The organism is Gimesia benthica (assembly GCF_009720525.1).
Classification (GTDB): Bacteria; Planctomycetota; Planctomycetia; order Planctomycetales; family Planctomycetaceae; genus Gimesia; species Gimesia benthica.
In genome coordinates, this window is record NZ_CP043930.1 from 2454449 (window position 1) to 2475097 (window position 20649).

Here is a 20649-nt window from a genome sequence, read left to right on the forward strand (position 1 = left end):
ATAATCAGTGGATCTGCTGAGTCATCAGACCTGGGGCAGTTCCCAGTTACGGCGGTATTCCCGTCCCAGCAGTGACTGTGCCTGTTGATTGCCAATGATCTGGTTCTGCAGCGGGTCGAACTCAATCTCCTGCCCGGCCCGATAAGCGATATTCCCCAAGTGACAAAGTGCACTGGAAACATGACCGATCTCGATGTCCGACGTTGGCTTATTGCGGGTCTTGATGCAATCGATGAAATTCCGGTGATGGGTTGTCGCCTGATCGCTGGTGCCGGAGGTGGCTGCGTCTTTTTGATCGTAGACCTTCCAGCCTCCGCGGTCTACGACCAGTGTCCCCTTATCGCCATAGAATGCGGCAGCCGCGTTACGACCTTCCATTCCATGCACGCTCCAGAGTCGATGCTCCCACACAAGCGTTTTGCCCGGATAGTGGTACTGCACGACCTGGGTGTCTGGTGTTTCCTGATCGTCGTTGAAGAAGTACTTGCCGCCGGAAGATGAGATCCGTTCGGGTAAATCGACGCCGAGTCCCCAGCGGGCGATGTCCAGCATGTGGACACCCCAGTTACCCATTTCGCCAGTTCCGTAATCCCAGAACCAGTGCCAGTTATAATGGAAGCGGTTCGGATTGAACGGACGGCTGGCAGCGGGTCCCAGCCAGAGATCATAATTGACGCCCTGAGGTACCGCGATGTCTTTCTTCCGACCGATCGATTTGCGGCGATGAATAATCCAGGCTTTGGCCAGTCTGACGTCGCCCAGTTTTCCGCTCTGTACGAATTCGACCGCGGATTGAAAATGAGATCCGCTGCGCTGATGGATGCCGGACTGGACCACGCGTTGATGCTTGCGTGCCGCCTCGATAATTTTGAGGCCTTCGTTCAGATTGTGTGAGACCGGTTTTTCCACATAGACGTCTTTACCAGCCTGACAGGCCATGATCGCCATCATCGCGTGCCAGTGATCGGGAGTGGCAATCACGACGCCATCAATTTCGGGATCGTCGAGCACCTGACGAAAATCGCTGACAACTTCCGGGGGAGTCCCTTGCTCTTTTTCGATCGATTTCAGGGCAGCCGGAATGACGGCTTCATCCACATCACAAATCGTCTTGATGTGAACATCCGGAAAGGCAGCCATACTGGAGGTCAGAAATTTGCCCTGCCCCCGCATCCCGATCCCGGCGAGTAGGACGCGTTCATTGGGGGCGGAATCTGCCAGAGCCATATTGCTGGCCAGTCCCACGACGCCTGCAGCCATTCCGGCTGCATTACGCGCACTGCGATCCAGAAACTGTCGTCGGTTAACATCCCTTTTCAGAAATTCTTCTACATCCACTTCAAGGCCTCTTGTGTTAACTCTCCAAGAATTCAGAACTTCGCAATTTGTTCCAGATCATGGATTTATTCTGTACTCCGCTCTGTCTATGATTATAACAGAAGAATCAGCATTTAATATCCTCTACTGGGGAAGAGATACTGATTTTCCGCCATAAACTCCTGTTATATCGAACTTTACAGGCAGGGACACGCAGTCTGTAAAAGGGGATTGCAGAACTAAAGGGGCGACAGATCAGAGGCTGAAACTGCAATCTGACGATCGTTACCTGTTCTACGATATTGATACTGAAAAACATTTGAAGATGCCGATCAAATTTCGCTGCCAGCACTGTGATCAACTGATGGGGATTTCCCGCTCCAAAGCGGGTGATGTTGTAGACTGTCCGACCTGCGGAATGTCGGTACGCGTCCCCGGCCTGGATGGAGAAGTGGTCCCTTTACCCCAGCCCAAGCTGGATCTGCAGGATGCTGAACTGGCCAATGCCCTGGATGAGTTAGCCGCCCTGGGCAGTAATGTGACCTTGGAGAAAAAGCAGCACGAACTTCAGAGCCAGGCTAAAACATCCACTTCAAAGGAGCCAGTCTCCGTTCCTGAAGAGGCGTTTAAGGCGATCCCCGTTAAATCGGTGCAAACCTCCTCTACCCCCGAACCGGTTGAAGCACCTGCCTCGCACCCGACACCTGAGACTCCGATCACTCCGGTCAGCCAGCAGAATGTGGCTGTGACTGATGTGACGGACGTGAACCATGAAGCAGAGCTGTCTCATCTGGCCAGCCTCGCACAACAGCGGGCATCGAATGTACTGGCAGAAAAAAAGAAGGGAAAACTGAAACGGAGTGCCCGGTTTGAATTACCTACCGGCACCTGGTTCATTCTGCTGCTGACGTTTGGTGCATTGACCTTCGCGATTGGTCTACTCGTCGGCCGCAATCTGTAGAAAAAAATTTCCTACAGCAGTTCTTTCACATTTTCAGGGGGGCGTCCCAGGACCGCTTTGCGTCCCTGAACGACAATCGGTCGTTCGATCAACTTGGGATGCTCCAGCATGACAGCGATTGCTTCATCTCGGCTCAGTTCCCGCTCTGCCAGCTTGAGTTCTTTATAGATCGCTTCACCCTTCCGCATCAACTCTTGTGGTTCCAATTTGAGCTTCTTCAGGATGGCATCGAGTTCTTCAGCCGTGGGAGGAGTCTTGAGATACTCAATGACCTCAGGTTCAATACCCGCCTCTTCAATCAAGGCGAGTGTCTGGCGGCTCTTGCCACAGCGGGGATTATGATAGATCTTCATGATGTGCTTCCGGTCTGTTTTGAATTCAGCAGTTCTGCAAACGCAGCCACCGTCTCCGGGTGCTGTGAATGCTGCTCGTAGACGTCCCAGCGATCTGAAGGTTTCTGATAGAGCTGAACAGGTGCTGTCTCCGGGAGGGGATGCGTTTCGTGCTCTGCGTCAGATGGCTGTTGGTTTCGGCGCTGGAGATAATAAAATTCCGGGGTACGAATTGCAACCGCCTCATCGCTGGCAGCGTGAATGACCGGTTCCGCCATGTCATCCTGACCTGCAATCAGCGCCAGGAGGTCCGTTCCCCCTACCGTATTTTCTGCAGGTTCGAGGCTCCACCAGGCTGATAATGTGGTGGGAATATCTGCCGATTGTGAGAGGAACTGGCGTCGGTTCCCCTGCTGCTGATTCCCGGAGTCAAAAATCAACAGGGGGACGTGCGTGGTTTCTTCGAACAGTCCCCAGTCTTCCACGTCTCTTACGGGACCGAGCAGCGAACTACCACCGCGTGCCGCCGTGACGATCAATAAAATGGAGTGTTGTTCTGCGTACTCGAGCAGGGAATCCAGGAAGCGTCCCAGCCACTGATCGAGTAGTGTGACGTAGCCTGCGTAGACGGCCCGCGCCATCCGGCGTTCGTCATCATCCAGATCGCCCCATTCCTCCGGGCTCTGAAACAGGGCGACGACAGCACTAATCAGCTCTTCCCAGTCATCGTCCTCTTCAAGATCAAGGTCATCATCCAGCTCTTCCTCAGAAACATCCTCTTCTGCAGGCTCTAGCGGAAGTTCATCCGCGACGAATTCACTCTCTTCCTCTGTATCGTCTCCCTGATCGAGGACTTCATCCAGGTAGAGCGTGGCATAGAATTCCGGTGCCAGTGGCAGTAGAGGCACTCCTTCTGAACGAAGCCAGACCAGTTGATCATCGGGCGATGCCATCCAGTCGGGCAGGCGTTCGAGGGCAGTCTGAATCAGCTGCGCGAATGGGGAATCTGCTTCGCTGAGCTCATAACCGTTCTTTCCGGTTACCGTTGTTACATCATCGAATTGATTAAAGAACGGTTCCTGTTCACGCATCGATGAGGTGCGACCGACGTCAGTTTCCGTCTCGAGCAGCAACCTGGAAAGCACGCCTTGTGCTTTCAAGCGTGAGACGAAACAGGCGGTCTCACTTGCTGAAGAATTGTTTTGAGCGGGAACAGTCTGTCCCGTCCACCAGGGAAACGTGTTGCTCTGCGAGGTGAGATCGTTCGCAAAATGCTGATCGAACACTACGGACTGGGACGCCAGGCGATCGAAGTTGGGTGTTTCAATCCACTGATGCCCGTAACAGCCCAGCAAAAATGCGGGCAACTGTTCGAAACTGACGACAAAAGCTTTCTTCATTCCCATCTTTGAATCTGTCAGGAGTTGAGCGATTCCACCCACTCTTTACAGCGAGCCGCATAATTGCGGGCATCGTCGGCGGTGACAATACCTTCCGCCTGATGGATGGTGAAGCAGCCATCATAGTCCACCGCATTTAATCCTGCCAGCACTTCGCGAAAATTGATTCCACGGCCGCTCTCATCCCAGTAGGGAAGTAACTGAAAGGGACGGTCTCCCAGGCACCAGGTCTCCAGGTGATCGGGCCCGTCCTCGGTAATGACCAGATTCTGCACATACACGTTTTTCAGCCAGGGTAGAATCTGCCGCATGACGGATTCGCCATATGGCTGTCCACACATCAACAGGCTGGCTGGTTCATAGATCACGCCAAAATTGGGACGATCAATCTGCTTTAAGACTTCGATCGAGCGTTCCAGTTCCTCGAACAGACAGGCAGGATGAAACTGATGTACCAGCTGCACACCCCGTTCTGCCGCCAGATCACAGGCCCTCTGAGCGTGTGGGATATCGGACTCCTGTTTGAGGCAGACTCGCACCAGTGGGCTTCCCAGCATTTCAGCGACGTGCAGCGTCGGTTCGAAATCCTGCAATGCCTGGGGGGACTGATCATTATTCTGAGGAATATTCATGTCGGCGGTGATCATGGAGATCCCCAGACCGGCGGCATCGACGATCGATTTCACCTGTTGAAGTTCCGCATCGGAACTCTGTACCCCCACGACGCTGGCTCGCATACAGAGAGCCGCATACCCCAGATCTGCGGCCATCTGCGCCAGTTCCGCAAAGGGGATATTCAACCTGGTTTTGCAGGCCGCTTCCGCGATCCGCACCGAGAGGGAGAGTTTCATCGTTCGTCCTTTAACTTTACGAATGGGTTCAGTTACCAGATTGTATCTCAACGCGGCGCGACACAACAGGTACCGGCAGTCTTCCCGCAGCCCAGGCCTGCGCGGTCTCACTACCGGGATAGGCAGACTCGACTTCGACATGGTAAGTCTTCCACTGACCTCCCTGCCCGCCCCGCATCAACTGTCTGGCAATCTGCGGATTCAGCTTGACCTTGCGGCGGATTCCGACTTCGGGCAAGTACCATTCGGCGTAAGTGCCGGCATCCGTCTGCACCGTGACGTGAAACGTCATTGGTCGAAAGGGAGAGATGTTCTGCAGCCAGCCTTCAATCCGGGGTGGTGCGAGCCGGGAATAAGCGGTCGCCGTCACTTTAACGATGGCCATTTCCTGTTTGTGTTTTTCCAGATGGACTGTCCGGTCTTCGAGCGGCGGTAGTTTGATTTTCTGATTGAGGATTGCCTGAATCAGTTCCACTTTAAACCGCAGCTGTAGCGATTCGGGACGGACTTTCAGAATCTTGACAAAGTCGTCGTAGCGCTGCTTCGGCGAGGTCTCCTCGAAAGGTTCCTTAGTCGAAAGGTGCTGAACGTACTTGACATATTCATCGGGGTATTGCGTCACCAGCATCCAATGCAGTCCCCAGGCATGCACGTAAGCATCCCCGGAAAGGATACTTCCCTGAAAGACGCCATTGAGGGCCACGACTTCTCCCCAGTTGAGGAGCTTCGCGATACCAGACAAGAGAGCGTAATGCGTATTGATCCGTTCCGGGCTGACGTTGATTCGGTCGCCATCCCCTTCAAAGCCGGTTGCGATTCCTTCCATAAACCAGGTGGGAATCGGAGCCAGGCGTTTGACCACACCGCGATTGGTCGTCTGCAGGTGAATCGCTTCGTGTAGCGGTGTATCAAACGAACTGCACTCACTCATGCGGAGAATCAGGTTATTGGAGATCCCCGAATAGTAAGCAAGCACATTCGACGCGCCGTCACCCAGGCCAGTGGTTTCTTTCGCGAAGCTTTCGAAGTCGTCGTCCGACTCGAAAATCAGCATGGCCATCGGGAATTCATAATCCTGCAGTTCGATCCCCATCTTCCGCGAATAGGTTTCGAAGATGACGTCCACATTGTGCATGAAGCGTCCCGCTTTTTTCATGAACGACTGCACGCGGACTTCGGTTCGATCCGAACCATCCAGCGGTGCCGCCAGCACGATGCCGATGACGAATGGCTTTTCGATGTAATAGCGAAACGTTTTCGCGCCGAACTTCTTCTCCAGGTTTTTGGCCATTTGTTCGACGGTCAGGGGCTTGGGAGGTGCCTTCAGTTCGCGTTTCTGAATCTTGCCTTGTGGAACAAGAGTCAGTGATCCATCCGGCTTGAGCAGCGCGTGCAGCATTTCGCCCGCTTCTTTTCCGGAGCCGTATAATGTCGCTTCCTCCGTTACTACGGCTCCTTCTTCATTGATGTAGGTAAACAGATCCGCGTGAAGCTGCTGCGCGGTCAATAATGTCGTGAATATAATCAGGCAGGAAGAGAGAGAGAACCTGAAATAAAGCTGTCGCATGAGAAACCTTCCCGTTCGCAGTAATGCTGAATGAAAAACGCTGTGCCTGCTTTTTCATCGAGTGCCTGCTGTCGCTTCCTCCTATTTCGACTCGAGGGGAACCAGTTGCAGGGCATCTACAATGACATGCCCATCGGTCCCCTGGTTCGAAACGTTGAGAATTTCCTGTTTTCCTGATTTGAACAGGAATGTCCCGAGCACCTGATATTTACCCTGCTCGGGCTTTTTACGCTGGTTGACACGAACGGTCACTGGTCCCTCAGCAGTCCGCAGTTCATAAGGAACGTTAGTGGCGCGGTTGGATGAGGGAACGTAGTACACACGCACTTCGTAAATGCCATCCTGTGGAATCTCTGCTGTGAAGACAATTTTCCGATTTCCCTTGTCAGTGTCGCCATCATGCTGATAGCCCTGTCCGACATAGGGGGTGATGGATGAACTTTTTTTCCAGCCGAGTGAACTTCGGGCGTCTCGATCATCCACCACGATACCTGCCAGCGATTTAACGCGAATCGGTGGTTCCTTGCGGGGACCGGTCCAGATCAGAACCTGTTTGTCAGCCAGCAGTTGTTTGCGGAGTTGCGGGTAATCGATGTCCTGTACCGCGGAATCAGCATCAATGGCCTGACTGGCTGCAGTCGCTGCAGACTGTCCCAGGACCATAAATACAGGCTCCATACGAATGGACCCGTAGGCGATATGTGAAGCAGCCATCGCAACCGGCACCAGCAGGTTCTGACATTCGGACTTGCGGGGCCGGATGGAACGATAGGAAATCGGATAGGGGTTCGGAACGCCGACCTGCACATCTCCTTCATTGAGAGTCTTACCATCAATGGCATATCGCTGCTGATTGTGTGAGTCCATTGTGTATGCGGCCAGACCGATACTGTCTTCGGCGATTAGTTCCGACGTGCAATGTTTCTCGTTCATGACATATTCCGAAATCATGCGGCGGGCTTCACGCACGTAAAGCTGAAAGGGCCAGCCTGCAGTCTCCTGAAATTCGTCTTTCGTCGGTTTCCATTTTTGGAACTGTTTCTGCACCTCAGCAGGTACGCGGGGGCTGTTGGCCAGGGTCCACATCAATCCCTGCTGGTAAGTCAGATGCTCCTGGAAGATCTCATCGCGTTTCTCGTAATCCGCATCGGGGTATTCGTAGTTCATCCCGATGTTATCGGTCGAGATCGCAAAATTATTATTCGTGTCGGTCTTACGGTTCGGCATCAGAACCGGGTTCCAGGGAACACGGTGATCGCCGGCTTCAAAGTTGCGTAACAGCAGTTCGTATCGCTGGGGGTCGTAATTCTCCGGTTTCACCCATTCCCGCTGGTTCTCGGGGACATCCGTGGTACACATGCGGAAGCAGTAAGCCTGCACGCGGTGGTCGCCGTCTCCGTCTTTGCCGCCGGGTCCTTCCTGCTGCACCCCGGGGAGCAGGCCACTACTCTTGTCTCCGGGAACGACGTAGGGGTCGACGGGTTTGATGAACTGATGAAAGACGGCATTGCGGGTCTGAATCCCGTTTAAGGTTTCGCCGTAAGTGGCGTTTGACTCGCGACCGACATGATAGGAGACGCCGGCGACCGCCAGCAGATCACCTTCATAAGTCGCGTCGATAAAGACCTTGCCTTTGACAACCAGACCGCTTTCCATTTTGATCGCGGAGATGCGTCCCTCTGCTTTCTGAACGCCCTGTTTCAGATCGAGTCGCTGCTGTTTGAGCCAGGGAACCTGATCGGCGGTCAGCATCTGCTCAAAGGTCGCTTCCGCGACGTGAGGTTCGAAAGTCCACATTTCGGTTTCAGATGTATTTTTGCGGCGGCTCTTGTAGTCACTCTGTTTCTGATAAACCCAGGAATCATCCTGACTGTAATACGTACCCAGTCTTCCGTAGAATTCCCGGGCGATGCCGCCAATCGCAGCTTTGTTGCCGATGTCAGTCGCCCCCAGTCCGCCGGAAGAGAGACCGCCCAGATGTTTTCCCGGCTCGATCAGCAGTGCGGTTTTCCCCATGCGGTGTGCCTGAAGCGCGGCTGCAATGCCTCCGGATGTTCCCCCATAGACTACAACGTCATAAGCCGACTTCAGTTGATCGGGCTTAATTTCCTGTGCGGAAATCGCAGGGACGCTGCAAAACAGAGAAATCGTGACTAACAGAACGGGGAGAAGTTTCGTAGAACAGGACAGCATACTATCAGCCTCGTTGGTCTCTCAGGAGGGTCGAATCAGAATTAAATGGGGGCGGACATGTTTACAGAGGGCCGTTGAGTCCATCATAATCGTTGGACAGGGAATTCCCAACCGGTTCCATGCAAATCTGTACTTAAGTCTCCCTGAAAAAGGAAATCAGACAGGCGATACCATTTACAACGATTTCACCATATAATGCGGCTTGTCTCCCTTTTGAAACCATCCTCGTGCTCAATTCCAGTCCCATACCCGTTCTCAGCAGGCAGTCATGACATTTGATTTCCTAAATCCGATGATGCTTCTCGGCCTGCTGGGATTATCGCTGCCGATACTGGTGCATTTACTGAGCCGCAAGAAATATGACATTGTGCAGTGGGGAGCGATGCAGTTTCTGGAACTGGGCCGCCGCACGCGACGACGGATCCGCCTGGAAGGCTGGCTTCTGCTGGCAATCCGCATGCTGCTGGTCGCATTGATCACCTTCGCGCTGGCCCGCCCGTGGATTTCCGGTGGTTTTCTCTCCCAGTTCATTTCAACCCAGTCTCGAGACGTCGTCTTTGTCATCGACGGTTCCTACAGTATGGGCTGGGAAGGGGAAACAACCACGCCTCACTCCGCAGCCATTCAATGGGTGCATCGCTTTCTGGAAGAACTGAATCCCGGTGACACGATTTCAGTCATTGATGCCCGGCATCAACCGCGACTGGTAACCGAATCTCCCACCCATAATTTTGCGATGGTCCGCGAGAAGCTGAACGAGTTGCCGCCACCTGCAGGCGAATCGAATCTCGCGAATTCTGTCAGCAAAGCGATTCAGATCCTGGGGAAGACATCTAACCTCGAACGCGAGATCATCGTGCTGACCGACGACCAGGCGTTCGGCTGGACACCCCAGGACACACTGCTCTGGGATCAGGTTAATGATCTGATGCAGCAGTCTGCAGTTCCGATCGACCTCTGGGCGACCAATGTTGCCGGCGAAAAAAATGAAGGGTTGCAATCCAACCTGCGCGTGGACCAGCTCACCCTTTCGCGGGAAGTCTGCGTCAAAAATCTGCCTGTCCGCATTTCGACCACCATCCGCTATGACGGTCCGGAGCCGACGCTGATCTGCCCGGTCTATTTCGAAATCGACGGTCAGCGGATCAAAGAAAAAACGCAGTCGATCAAAATTGAAAATCACGGCGAAGCTGCTGTCGAGTTTCAGCATCGCTTCGACCAGGAAGGGACGCACGTCATTAGCGTCGTCCTTGATCCAGACAACCTGCCTGGCGATGACCGTTCGGATGCAGCATTGCAGGTCACCAGCGCACTGCCTGTGCTCCTGGTAGATGGCACGCCCAGTTTCGACCCGACCCGCAGTGAAGTCTTTTTCGCCAACCTGGCACTCACGGCACCCACGAACCGGACTCCCTGGATTCAGACCACGGTTATAGAAAAAGACCAGCTTACTGCAGACCTGTTGAAAAACCAGGCGGTGGTCATCCTGGCAAACGTCGATGCGCTGACTGACGTGCAGGCGGGAGCTCTGATCGATTTTGTCAATCAACAGGGGGGTGGCGTCATGCTGGCTCTGGGGGACCAGGTCGATCCGGAACAGTACCAGCGACAGTTATTCAAAGCTGAGGGATTGATCCCCGTTGAGCTGAAATCAAAGGAAGCCGCCCAGGGTCTTGAATTCGGTAACGTAATACAGATCGACTCCGACAGCCTGCAGACCCCCTGGCTGAAACGTTTTCGCGGTGAATATGCCAACGGCTTGACCGCGGCGCGGTTCAATCACTGGTGGGATCTTACACTACTGGATATCGAGGCTCTCCCTGCTGAGGAGCAAGGGGATGCGACCGACTCCAGTCCTTCGACAGCCCCCCAGTCCATCGCCAGGCTGTCCAATCAGAAACCATTACTGGTGATGATGAACCACGCACGAGGACGTGTGCTACTGATGACATCCTCGCTCGATGCGGACTGGAACAATCTACCCAGCAAGCCGGATTATGTTCCGTTCCTTCACGAGGCGGTGTTTGAGCTTTCCTCTGGACGCGTATTCCGCAACCTGCAACTCGATGAGCCGATTGTGGTTCCGGTGCCGGGCGGGACGACCATTGAACAGTTCACCTTTCTGGATCCCAACGGGAAACCGGCGGTTGGCACCATCGATCAGGCTGTCAATGGTGCGACCTTTCAGTGCACGAACACCGCTCTGCCCGGCGTCTATCAATTGAATCCGAAATCAGACCAGAACCAGGAACTGAGGTCTGATCGATTCGTCGTCAATTTTGATCGCAGCGAATCGAACCTGACGCCACTCTCGGAAGTCGAGCAGAAATCGCTGACAGACTCGTATCACTTTACTTTTTTCAAAACGCTGGACGAACTGAAACAGTTGATGTTCTCCGATGTGTCGGAGACCGAGTTCTGGCGTTTTCTATTATTGATCTTTTTACTACTGATGGTTGGGGAAATGTTCCTGACCCGGCGACTGGTGCAGGGAGGGCATGTGTCGCTCCCGGAAGAGAAACAATAATTCCCAGAGAAACCTGAATTAAAGAACGTTGTCCTACTGATGGAAAAGCATTTCCAGTTTAACAGCCTCGAATGGAGCGGGTGGACCATCGTCAGCGTCTGCGCGGTGCTGGTGGTGCTGGTCAGCATCATCCTGCTGTTCCGTTACGAGCGGCGACTGGTCTCGCACGGCATCGGCAACGCACTGATGGCGCTCCGCATCTCCGCTTTGATTCTAATTCTCCTCACCTTCCTCGAGCCAGTGCTTACCTGGTCATTCAATACCGAAAAAACAGGCCGTCTGATTGTTGCATTGGATGTTTCGGACAGTATGAATACGCAGGACCGCCACGCGAGCAAGCTGGAAAAGCTGCAACTGGCGCGGGCCCTGAAAATGATTGGCAACGATCAGATCGACGCACGACTCGATCGGTGGGAGGCAGCTTATGCAGCGGGTGAAGAGCCTGCGTGGGTCGAAGAGAGTGAGACAGCGAACCCGGATAAACGGACCCAACTGGCGGAGAGCCGCCGCGAGAATCTGGAAACGATTTTTGACGAAATCGACCAGATGTCCCGCAAAGAGATCGCCCAGAAGCTGCTGACCAATCCCGCGCATCCGATTCTGGACCAGTTGAAACAGCGCGGCGACATTGACCTGGTCCTGTTTGCCGGTGATGCGGTCCCCACCGAACAGACAACCCTGGAGAATTCACTGGCGGAAGTTCCCGACCAGGTACATATGGAACTTTCGAATCTGTCACAGGCGCTGAAAGCAGCGGGCAGCGGTTCGGAGTCCGGCAACTCACCGATTTCCGGTTACATCCTGCTGACCGACGGACGCGATAACAGCCAGTTAGATCCGGTCTCGACTGCAGAACAACTGGGGCAGATGAAGGTCCCCGTCTATCCAGTGCTGCTCGGATCGGCGAATCAGCCAAAAGACATCTCCGTATCTGCCCTCGATTACCCGCAGACTGCATTCAAAGACGACAAGCCTTTGCTCAAAGCCCGCATCGGCACGAGTGGTTTTGAGGGACAGGACGTCCGCGTGGCACTGATGCAGGGAGACCAGGAACTGGCGGTGAAACGCTTCAAGTCTTCCGGTGTGAGTCAGTTACTCGAATTTGAACTGGGATCCGATCAGCCGGGACGACAGGAGTACCGGCTGGAAACGGACATTCTTCCCGGAGAAACACGTGAAGATAATAACGAGAAAACCTTCGCGATCAATTTCGTCGATGACAAATCGCATGTGCTACTGGTGGAGGAGACCGCGCGATGGGAATTCCGTTTCCTGCACAACGCCCTGGAACGGGACAAACGCATCGATCTGCAGCAGGTGCTGTTCGAACAGCCTTACATGGGCCTGTTGCCGCAGCCCTTCTTTCCGAATCAGCTGTTGATCAACGCCCCGCAGCCAAACCAGGTGGCTGAAAATAATGCAGAACAGCCAAAGCCGTTTGCCGACAAAGATCTGATCATTATCGGCGATGTCTCGCCCGAACATGTCCAGGAAGAACACTGGAAACAGATTCAAGCGTTTGTCGGCGATCAGGGAGGGACCCTGGTACTGCTGGCAGGCAAAAAATATCTACCGCTGCAACACCGTTCGCAAACATTGAGCGAACTGCTGCCCGTGAAAGATCTGAGTATCGTCGACTGGAACCAGGCAAATTTCAAAGTCCCCCCCAATGAACGAGGCATGCATCTGGCCCTGACCCCCGAGGGAGAGCTGGAGCCCCTGTTCCAGTTTGATGCCACTCCGGATGTGAATCGGGATATCTGGAAAAATCTTCCGGGCCACCTCTGGTTTCTGCAGGGGACACTCAAACCGGGGGCAACGGTCCTCGCCTATGGTCTGTCTCCCTTTAACGCGCCGTTGAACGAAGAGCGGGATGGCGTGATTGTGGTCAGGCAATATGGCGCGGGACAGGTCATCTGGATTGGGATCGACAGTACCTGGCGCTGGCGGTTCCGCATGGGAGATCGCTACCATCATCGTTTCTGGGGCCAGATGGCCCGTTGGGCCGCACGTAACAAAGCCTCGGCAGGGAATGAGTTCGTCAAATTCAGTCTGAATAAAACCGATGTCGACGCCGGCGAAATCGCGACCGCGACCGCGCGATGGACTCAGGAGTATCTGAAAGAACACCCGAATATAAAATCAACCGTCGAAATCGTCCGGGCAGCGGAGCCGGATCAGATCGTTGCTTCATTCGAACTGCAGACCCAGAAAAACAATCCCCAGTTGCAGGAGGCGAACCTCCCCGAGCTGGATCCGGGAGAATACGAACTGAGGCTGAAACCGTCGACTCAGCAGCCGGGCGACAAGGAAATTGTCACGCCCCTGTTTGTGCATGAAGTCAAGACAATCGAGCTAGGCAATCTTGCCTCCAACCCGCAACTGCTCACCGAAATGGCTGAGTCGAGTGGAGGGAAACTGCTGACCCCGGGAACGATTGACGAGTTGCTGGAGCTGATCCCCAATCTGAACCAGGAAATCTCCAACCAGGACGAAGTTTCGCTCTGGGATCACTGGCTGATTCTGGTACTGATCATGGGAATCCTGACTGTCGAATGGGCTCTGCGTAAGCTGAACGGCCTGCCTTAAAAGTTTTTAGGGTTCCCACCCTTTTTTCATCCCTATTTCACGGAATTTCCTGTTACAATATCAGGAGTTCCGTTCCGGCTCCCGATCCGGCCTGCAACCCGGATGTTCGATTCCCGGACGGTTCTGATCGCTCGCAAACCCTGACCAGATCACTACTTCTCTCAGAGAACGACTATGGATGGACAGTTAGATCAATTCGTCAATGAACTCAAACGGCAATTAGGCCAGTTGGATCGACGCATCCGCTCACTGGCTCTGCTGCGGGGACTGGGGTTTGTGATCCTGGTTCTGATCTGCCTGGTGACGGTGCAGATCAGTCTCGATTTTGTGTTCTCACTGAATAACACGGCCCGGATTGCACTGACCTCATTTTCACTAACAGTCCTGGTAGCCTGTCTCTGGTTTGGAATGTTCCGGCGGGTCCTTCATAAACGGACCCCCATCGAACTGGCGGCGATTGTCGAGGAATCGCAGTCGTCTCTCAACGAACGACTGACGTCTGTCCTGGAACTCTCCGTCGCCCACGACGACACGAGTTCCTCCGTGATGCGCGAACGCCTGGCGCGGGAGACCATCGCTTCGCTGACAAACTTCAATATTACCGACTCGGTCCCCTCCGATCGCGCGATGCGTTTCGTGATGAGTGCCGGGATTGCCATTATCATCTTCCTGACGCCGCTGCTGTTCTGGCCCGACGCTTATCAGTTGCTGATTTCGCGCAGTATTGTTCCCTGGGGGAATTTCGCGACGGTCAGTTCGCTCTATTTCGAAGTTGAACCGGGAGATGGAACAGTGGCCCGCGGCGAGGACCTGCAGATCATCGCCACTCCTCACTGGCACACCAAGCAGCCGGGAACCATTGATGAAGTCTGGATTGCCTGGGAAGACGCGGAAGGACAACCTTTCTCACGCCGGATGGATCTCGATCAGGCAGCCGGTCATTACACAACTCAGTTTTCGCGACTGTTGAGCGGATTTACCTATTCAATCTCCAGCGGATCGAGCCGCACGAAGCAGTATACCATCCAGGTGGCTGAGCCCCCCTCGATCACCGATACGCGAGTGGTCATCACGCCGCCCCGTTATACCGGACAGGCAGCGGAAGAGTTGACGGTGCTTCCCAGCGAAATCCGCGTGATGGAACAGAGCCAGATCGCCCTGCAGCTGACGTTCGATCGACCGATCAGTCAGGCCACACTCTTTTATCAGTACTACGCATCTGGTGCAGAGAACAACGAACGTCCGCCGGTCGAAGAGCAACCTTTGAACATCGGTCAGGATCAGCTGACTGCACAACTGGATCTGCCCGTTGGCAACCAGAGCTTCATCTTTCATATCGAGTTTCACAGTAAAGAGGGCGGATTGAAAAACCAGACTTCTGAGCATCTGGTCAAGATCACTCAGGACCGCGCACCGGAAATCGAACTGTCGCTCTACAATCAGCCGGAGTTCTATAAACCTGGTGAAACATTCTCGGTTCCTGTCAAAGTTCTGGACGACTATGCCGTGAATGAACTGGAACTGGAGATTCAGAAACTGGACGAGAAAGCGACCGTGGTCAAAGTTCCCGCCGACAAGCTGGGAACTTCCACGGTGGACCATGAATTCAAAATCGATCTCAAAGAACTCAAGGCTGATCAGGCGGATATTTTTACCTATCGCATCAAGGCTGCAGACAATCGCGAAGTTCCGGGGCCGAATGTGGTCTGGTCGACGCCGCGTGTCTTCGGCATTGATAAGAATGCAGAGCAACAGCTTTCGGCAGGTGTCGTAGCCCGGCAGCAGAAACTGCGGGATGAGTTAAAGAAGATTCAGCAGGAATTCAAGACACATCAAGAACAGGTCAAGCAAGAGATTGCCGACCTGAAAGATCAGAAAAAGCAGGAATCGCTCTCCCCCGAGGATGAACAGTCTTTGCAAGAGCTGACCAAACAGGAACGTAAGCTGGCTCAGCAGCTGGAAACCGTGGCGAATGAATTTCTGGAACTGCCCCTCTATCAGAAATTAGCAGAGCAGACACAGAACCTCGCCCGGAACGACTTCGTCAAAAACCACGATACACTGAAATCCGCGTCAGCAGCTGACAATCGACAACAGGCGCAGCAGGAACTCAAACCGGTACCTGCCGCCATGCAACAGACAGAAAAGAAGATCGATGACCTGGTACGCCAGTATGAAAAACTGGTCGAACTGGAAAACGATCTACACAATCTGGATCGTCTGGCGGAAGAGACCGATCACCTGGCGAACGACATGCTGGCGTTCAACGACAAGGTAGAGTCGGTCAAACAGCAGATGCAAAAACCAGAGGAGGAGCAGCAGGCGGATAACAAGACGCCTGAGAAACAGAATGATCCGCATCAGCAGTTAAAACTGACACCGGAAATGAAGCAGGAGCTGTCGAACGAACAGGCCGAACTCAAACACCGTCAGTCCCGTCTGACGAAAGACCTGGATGACCTGCTGGAGCGTCGACCGGAACTGGTAGATGCTGCCCGCAACTTTCAATTAAAACAGCTTGATTCGCTGGTCACCCAGGCATCGCAACTGGTCGAGCCACAACAGCAACTCGCTGATGCGATGCAGCAGCAGGCCCCGGTATCTGCTGGACGCCCCCTGCCCCGCGATGCGAAAGCGCCTGAACCGGCGGCCCCACAGGGTGCTGCACCTCAAGGCAACGATACAGCGACACCTCCGGTTCAACCCGCGGCCCCGGCAAATGGCGATGCTCCGCAAAACGCCGCTACTACGGCTGCTAACAACGAGCCGTCTACGAACAGTCAGCCTGCCGAAACCAACATGAGCAACGAGCCCGCCCGGGCTCAAGCACAATCTACGACTCAGGAAAAGATGCGTGCCCTGCAACAGGAGCAACGAAATCTGGCGGATGCCGCAGCGAACTTCCTGCTGGAGACAGCCCAGAAGTTTGGCGCCGAATCGGAGTCGACACAAAAGGCGGCTCAGATGGCGCGCGAAGCGATCCAGGCAGAACAGCAGGCCAATGTGGGGCAGTTCCACGAAGCAAGCCAGGCTGCCAATCGGGCTGCTCAGATTGCGGACGAAATCAAGGAAGCCCAACAGGCACGCAAAGAACAGCAGCAGAATACCGAACGGGATGCGTTCCTCGAAGAAGCAGAACGCATGGCACAACTGCAGGGTGAAGTCGCCAACAAGCTGGCAGAAGCCTCCAATTCGGAAGAGGCACGGAAGGCAGCGATCCAGAATTCTCAACAGACGCTGGCTCAGCAGACCCAGGAATTAACGCGACAGTTCTCTGAGGCTTCGCAGAAGCTGGAAAACGATCCGATTAAACTGAATAAAGAGAGCCGCCAGGCAGATCAGAGTCGCAAGCAGACTGAACAGGCTGGTCAGTCAATGCAACAGGCGGTCGATAATCTGCAACAGGAAGACCTGGCACAGGCTGCGAAACAGGCTCAGCAGGCGGCCCAGGCATTACAGGCTGCCGCCCAACAGGCACAGCAGTCTCGCAAGCAGCAAGCCAATGATTCGCCGGTTCCCGAAAAGGTCGGCAACCAGGTCACCGATGCTGCTCAGCAGCTCCGCCAGGCACAGCAACAGATGGAGCAGAACCCCGAATTCAAAAGTGCCCTGGATCAACTGATGGCTCAAAACGAACAGCAGCAGTCCGTTCCCCGCGATGCCGAGTCACAGCCGGACTCGTCGAATCCAGCCGACCAGAAACAGGAAGCAACCGAATCGGGCGAGCAGCAGCAGGCTCAGGGTGATTCCCAATCGGGTCAGAATGGGAAATCCTCCGAAAGTCAACAAGGCCAGCAGGGGAAAAACCAGAGTCAACAGTCGGCAGAATCGGGTCAGGCTGGAAAACAGTCTGCCCAGCAGCAGGCAGCGGAATCGCTCAAACAGGCAGCGGAATCCCTTTCGCAGGCAGCGACGGAATTGAAGTCGAAAGCCCAGCAGGGTTCCGATCCCGGTAAGGGTCAGCAGTCCCAGACCGCTTCCCGCAATATGGCCCCCGGTAAAGGTCAGGGAGAAAGCGAAGGGGGCGGTGCCCGCACGAATGTAGACTTCAGCAAACTGGAAATGAAGCTGAAAGCCATGTCCAATCGCAACTGGGGCGAGCTGCCCGGCGAACTGGATACCGAGATTCTGCAAGGTTCGCAAAGCAGAACCGATCCCGAATACGCCCGCTTGATCAAACATTATTTTGAAGCCATCGCCAAATCGAAATCCGACAGCAAATAAGCGACCGGTTCGATTTCAATCACAGGATAATTCAATGTTACTCAGGCTGATCGCTTACCCGCTGGGACTGCTGATGCTGCTCTCCCCTGCCCTCTGCCGGGCACAGGAGCTGGACGCACAGAAAAAGAAAACTGACGAGAGTATCCAGCGGGCAATTCAGTTTCTATCAAAAACTCAACAGCCTTCCGGAGCCTGGTCGTTTAATTCTTACGGTGAATCGACGGCCGCGACCTCCCTGGCGATCATGGCATTCATGGCTGCCGGGTATGTGCCCGAAGAGGGACCTTATGGTGACCAGATCAACAGAGGCATCGACTGGGTCCTCGCACACCAGGCAGATAACGGGCTGGTGGTGCACCACAAGAGTCACGGGCCGATGTACAGCCATGGGATCAGTACGCTGATGCTGGCCGAAGTGGCCGGGATGCTGACAGGTGAACGGGAGAAAAAGTGTCGTCAGGTGCTGGAGCGGGCGGTGAAACTGATTGTCGCAGCCCAGAATGTTCCCAAAGACAAACGGAACGCCGGAGGCTGGCGGTATAACCAGACGAGTAAAGACAGCGATCTGAGTGTGACCGGCTGGCAGCTGCTGGCCCTTCGTGCCGCAAAGAACATCGGCTGTGATATCTCTGCAGATCAGATCGATAAAGCGGTCGCGTATGTCCGCCACTGTCGGGGACGGAACAACATGGGCTTTGCCTATCAACCCGGCGGTGCTCCCAGTGCAACGCGAACGGGAACCGGAATCCTGGCGCTGGAAATCTGCGGACAGCATCACACCAAGGATGCCCTTGAAGCCGGCGACTATCTCGTACAGCGTCCCCTGCACCCGGATGAATTCTATTATTTCTACGGGGCTTATTACTGCAGTGTCGGGATGTTCCAGATGGGGGGCGAGTACTGGAAAAAAACCCGGGATACGATCATGCCCCAACTGCTGGAGATGCAGAAGCATGACGGCAGCTGGCTGGCAACCAAGGGGAGCGAAAAAGAAGCCGGCAAGGTCTATGCGACCTCACTGGCAGTCCTCGCTCTGGCGGTCGAATACCAATACCTGCCCATCTATCAGCGTTGAAGGCCCGTCCTGTCACGGCGCATTTTTCTTCCTCACAGCACGAAACCCGCGATATTCCTGCGTTTTCCCCACTTGGTTGGAGATGCCGCTGCTTGATATCCTGCTGTGAGATATAAACTTACCCCGTTTCTCCAGCGGTGCCTGACAGCGAATTGATCTTGGAGATCCTGCCCGTTATCTTTAGAATTCGCTTCCTGTTTTTAACCCTTTTTCCCTGGATACCTGACTGTGCGGATTGCTTACTTAGACTGTTCTACTGGAATCAGCGGCGACATGACCCTCGGCGCCCTCGTGGATGCGGGTGTGGACCCGGATCAGATTTGTGCCGGCATCGATTCCCTGGGACTGCCCGGCGTGAAACTGACGTTCTCCTCAACAATCAAGGGGGGCTTTCACGCGACCTATGTCACCATCGAACATCCCGAGCAGCATGCACACCGGCATTTGGGTGATATCGTCACGATATTGAAGCAGTCGGATAAGCTTACGCCCCGCCAGTACGAACTGGCCCTCTCGCTGTTTTCGGCGATTGCAGGCGCGGAGGCCAAGGTGCACGGTTCATCAATCGACAAGGTCCACTTTCATGAAGTGGGAGCCATCGATTCGATCGTGGACATCGTCGGCGTCGCGATCGGCTTTGATCTGCTGGGAGTTGACCAGGTTCTCTGCAGCCCGGTTCCTACCGGCTTTGGACAGATCAAGATCGATCATGGAATCTGCACGGTTCCTGCACCGGGAACCGCTGAGCTGCTGAAAGGGATTCCGCTGGCGGACATTCCAATTCAGGCTGAGTTGACCACGCCGACCGGCGCTGCGATTGTTTCCACGCTCGTCGATCGTTTCTGCATGCTTCCGCCGATGACGATCGAAGAGATCGGCTATGGCGCGGGAACCAAAAACTTCCCGGAGCGAGCTAACCTGTTAAGGCTGTTTGTCGGCGAAGTCGCGACACCCGCTCATACAGATTATGTCACCCTGCTGGAAACCAATCTGGATGACATCTCCGGAGAGATCATCGGTCATACCAAACAGAAGCTGCTGGCAGCGGGAGCCCTCGATGTTTACAGTACGTCAATCCAGATGAAGAAGGATCGCCCTGCGGTGATGCTGAGTGTGATCTGCAAACCGGAGTCGGCCGAGAAGCTGGAAGGAATTCTGTTTGAAGAAACCGAGACCCTCGGCATCCGCAGACATCAGTTACAGCGTGCGATCCGCGCCCGTAAACCACATCAGGTCAAAACCGCCTGGGGAGAAGTCGCCGGGAAACTTTCTCTGGGGCCGAACTACCAGTCGATTTTTACTCCCGAATATGAAGCGTGTGCCGAGTTAGCCGCCACCCACCAGATTTCGTTGCGAACCGTGTATCGGGCGGCTGAAGCGGCGTTTCTGCTGGAAGGCGTTGCAGAAACCGCATTTGATTCGGGTGCACATGCGCCCCACGACCACGACCACGACCACGACCACGACCACGACCACGACCACGACCACGACCACGACCACGACCACGACCACGATCAAGATCACGATCACGATCACGATCATTAATCGACGCGGCCCCCTGATCAGGAAGATCACGGTCCACGAATACAGAATGCGTTCCTCACTGGTATTGT

The 20649-nt window shown here is 54.5% G+C and carries 12 protein-coding genes; 6 read left to right on the top strand and 6 right to left on the bottom strand.

Annotated features, from left to right (window positions below; all coding sequences use genetic code 11):
- Window positions 1-24: 24 nt before the first annotated feature.
- Complete coding sequence (locus tag F1728_RS09235; protein WP_155363861.1) at window positions 25-1338, bottom strand: Gfo/Idh/MocA family oxidoreductase; 1314 nt, start codon at window positions 1336-1338, stop codon at window positions 25-27.
- Window positions 1339-1642: 304 nt separating this feature from the next.
- On the opposite strand from F1728_RS09235, the gene F1728_RS09240 reads away from it, so the two are divergent.
- Window positions 1643-2278, top strand: a complete 636-nt coding sequence (locus F1728_RS09240; protein ID WP_155363862.1) for a zinc ribbon domain-containing protein — start codon at window positions 1643-1645, stop codon at window positions 2276-2278.
- An 11-nt stretch (window positions 2279-2289) separates the two neighbouring features.
- Here the strand turns inward: F1728_RS09240 and arsC are convergent, their stop codons facing one another.
- The 5 genes from arsC to F1728_RS09265 all read right to left on the bottom strand — a co-directional run bounded on the left by arsC (window position 2290) and on the right by F1728_RS09265 (window position 8621).
- On the bottom strand, window positions 2290-2631 hold the full coding sequence (arsC, locus tag F1728_RS09245) for an arsenate reductase (glutaredoxin) (protein ID WP_155363863.1): 342 nt from the start codon (window positions 2629-2631) through the stop codon (window positions 2290-2292).
- Window positions 2628-4010, bottom strand: coding sequence for a sulfatase-like hydrolase/transferase (locus F1728_RS09250; RefSeq protein ID WP_194242748.1), 1383 nt, complete (start codon window positions 4008-4010; stop codon window positions 2628-2630). The genes arsC and F1728_RS09250 overlap by 4 nt, the downstream gene beginning before the upstream one ends.
- Window positions 4011-4027: 17 nt before the next feature.
- Entirely contained in the window at window positions 4028-4861 is an 834-nt protein-coding gene (locus F1728_RS09255) for a sugar phosphate isomerase/epimerase family protein (protein ID WP_155363865.1), read from the bottom strand.
- A 28-nt stretch (window positions 4862-4889) separates the two neighbouring features.
- Window positions 4890-6428 (bottom strand): DUF1570 domain-containing protein, encoded by a 1539-nt coding sequence (locus tag F1728_RS09260; RefSeq protein ID WP_155363866.1) that lies wholly within the window; start codon window positions 6426-6428, stop codon window positions 4890-4892.
- A gap of 81 nt (window positions 6429-6509) precedes the next feature.
- Window positions 6510-8621 carry an FAD-dependent oxidoreductase gene (locus F1728_RS09265; protein WP_155363867.1) on the bottom strand — a complete coding sequence of 704 codons (2112 nt, stop codon included), beginning with the start codon at window positions 8619-8621 and terminating at the stop codon, window positions 6510-6512.
- 268 nt (window positions 8622-8889) lie between these two features.
- Between F1728_RS09265 and F1728_RS09270 the strand changes: the two genes are divergently transcribed.
- The 5 genes from F1728_RS09270 (at window position 8890) to larC (ending at window position 20581) form a co-directional block, all read left to right on the top strand.
- Entirely contained in the window at window positions 8890-11148 is a 2259-nt protein-coding gene (locus F1728_RS09270; protein ID WP_155363868.1) for a BatA domain-containing protein, read from the top strand.
- A 39-nt stretch (window positions 11149-11187) separates the two neighbouring features.
- The gene (locus F1728_RS09275; protein ID WP_155363869.1) at window positions 11188-13737 is read left to right on the top strand and encodes a vWA domain-containing protein; all 2550 of its coding nucleotides are present in this window, start codon (window positions 11188-11190) and stop codon (window positions 13735-13737) included.
- Between the two features lie 174 nt (window positions 13738-13911).
- Window positions 13912-17961 carry a DUF4175 family protein gene (locus F1728_RS09280; protein ID WP_155363870.1) on the top strand — a complete coding sequence of 1350 codons (4050 nt, stop codon included), beginning with the start codon at window positions 13912-13914 and terminating at the stop codon, window positions 17959-17961.
- A gap of 34 nt (window positions 17962-17995) precedes the next feature.
- A complete protein-coding gene (locus F1728_RS09285; RefSeq protein ID WP_145037231.1) occupies window positions 17996-19036 on the top strand; it encodes a prenyltransferase/squalene oxidase repeat-containing protein in 1041 nt (346 codons plus the stop codon).
- A 228-nt stretch (window positions 19037-19264) separates the two neighbouring features.
- A complete protein-coding gene (larC, locus tag F1728_RS09290; protein ID WP_155363871.1) occupies window positions 19265-20581 on the top strand; it encodes a nickel pincer cofactor biosynthesis protein LarC in 1317 nt (438 codons plus the stop codon).
- Window positions 20582-20649 lie beyond the last annotated feature (68 nt).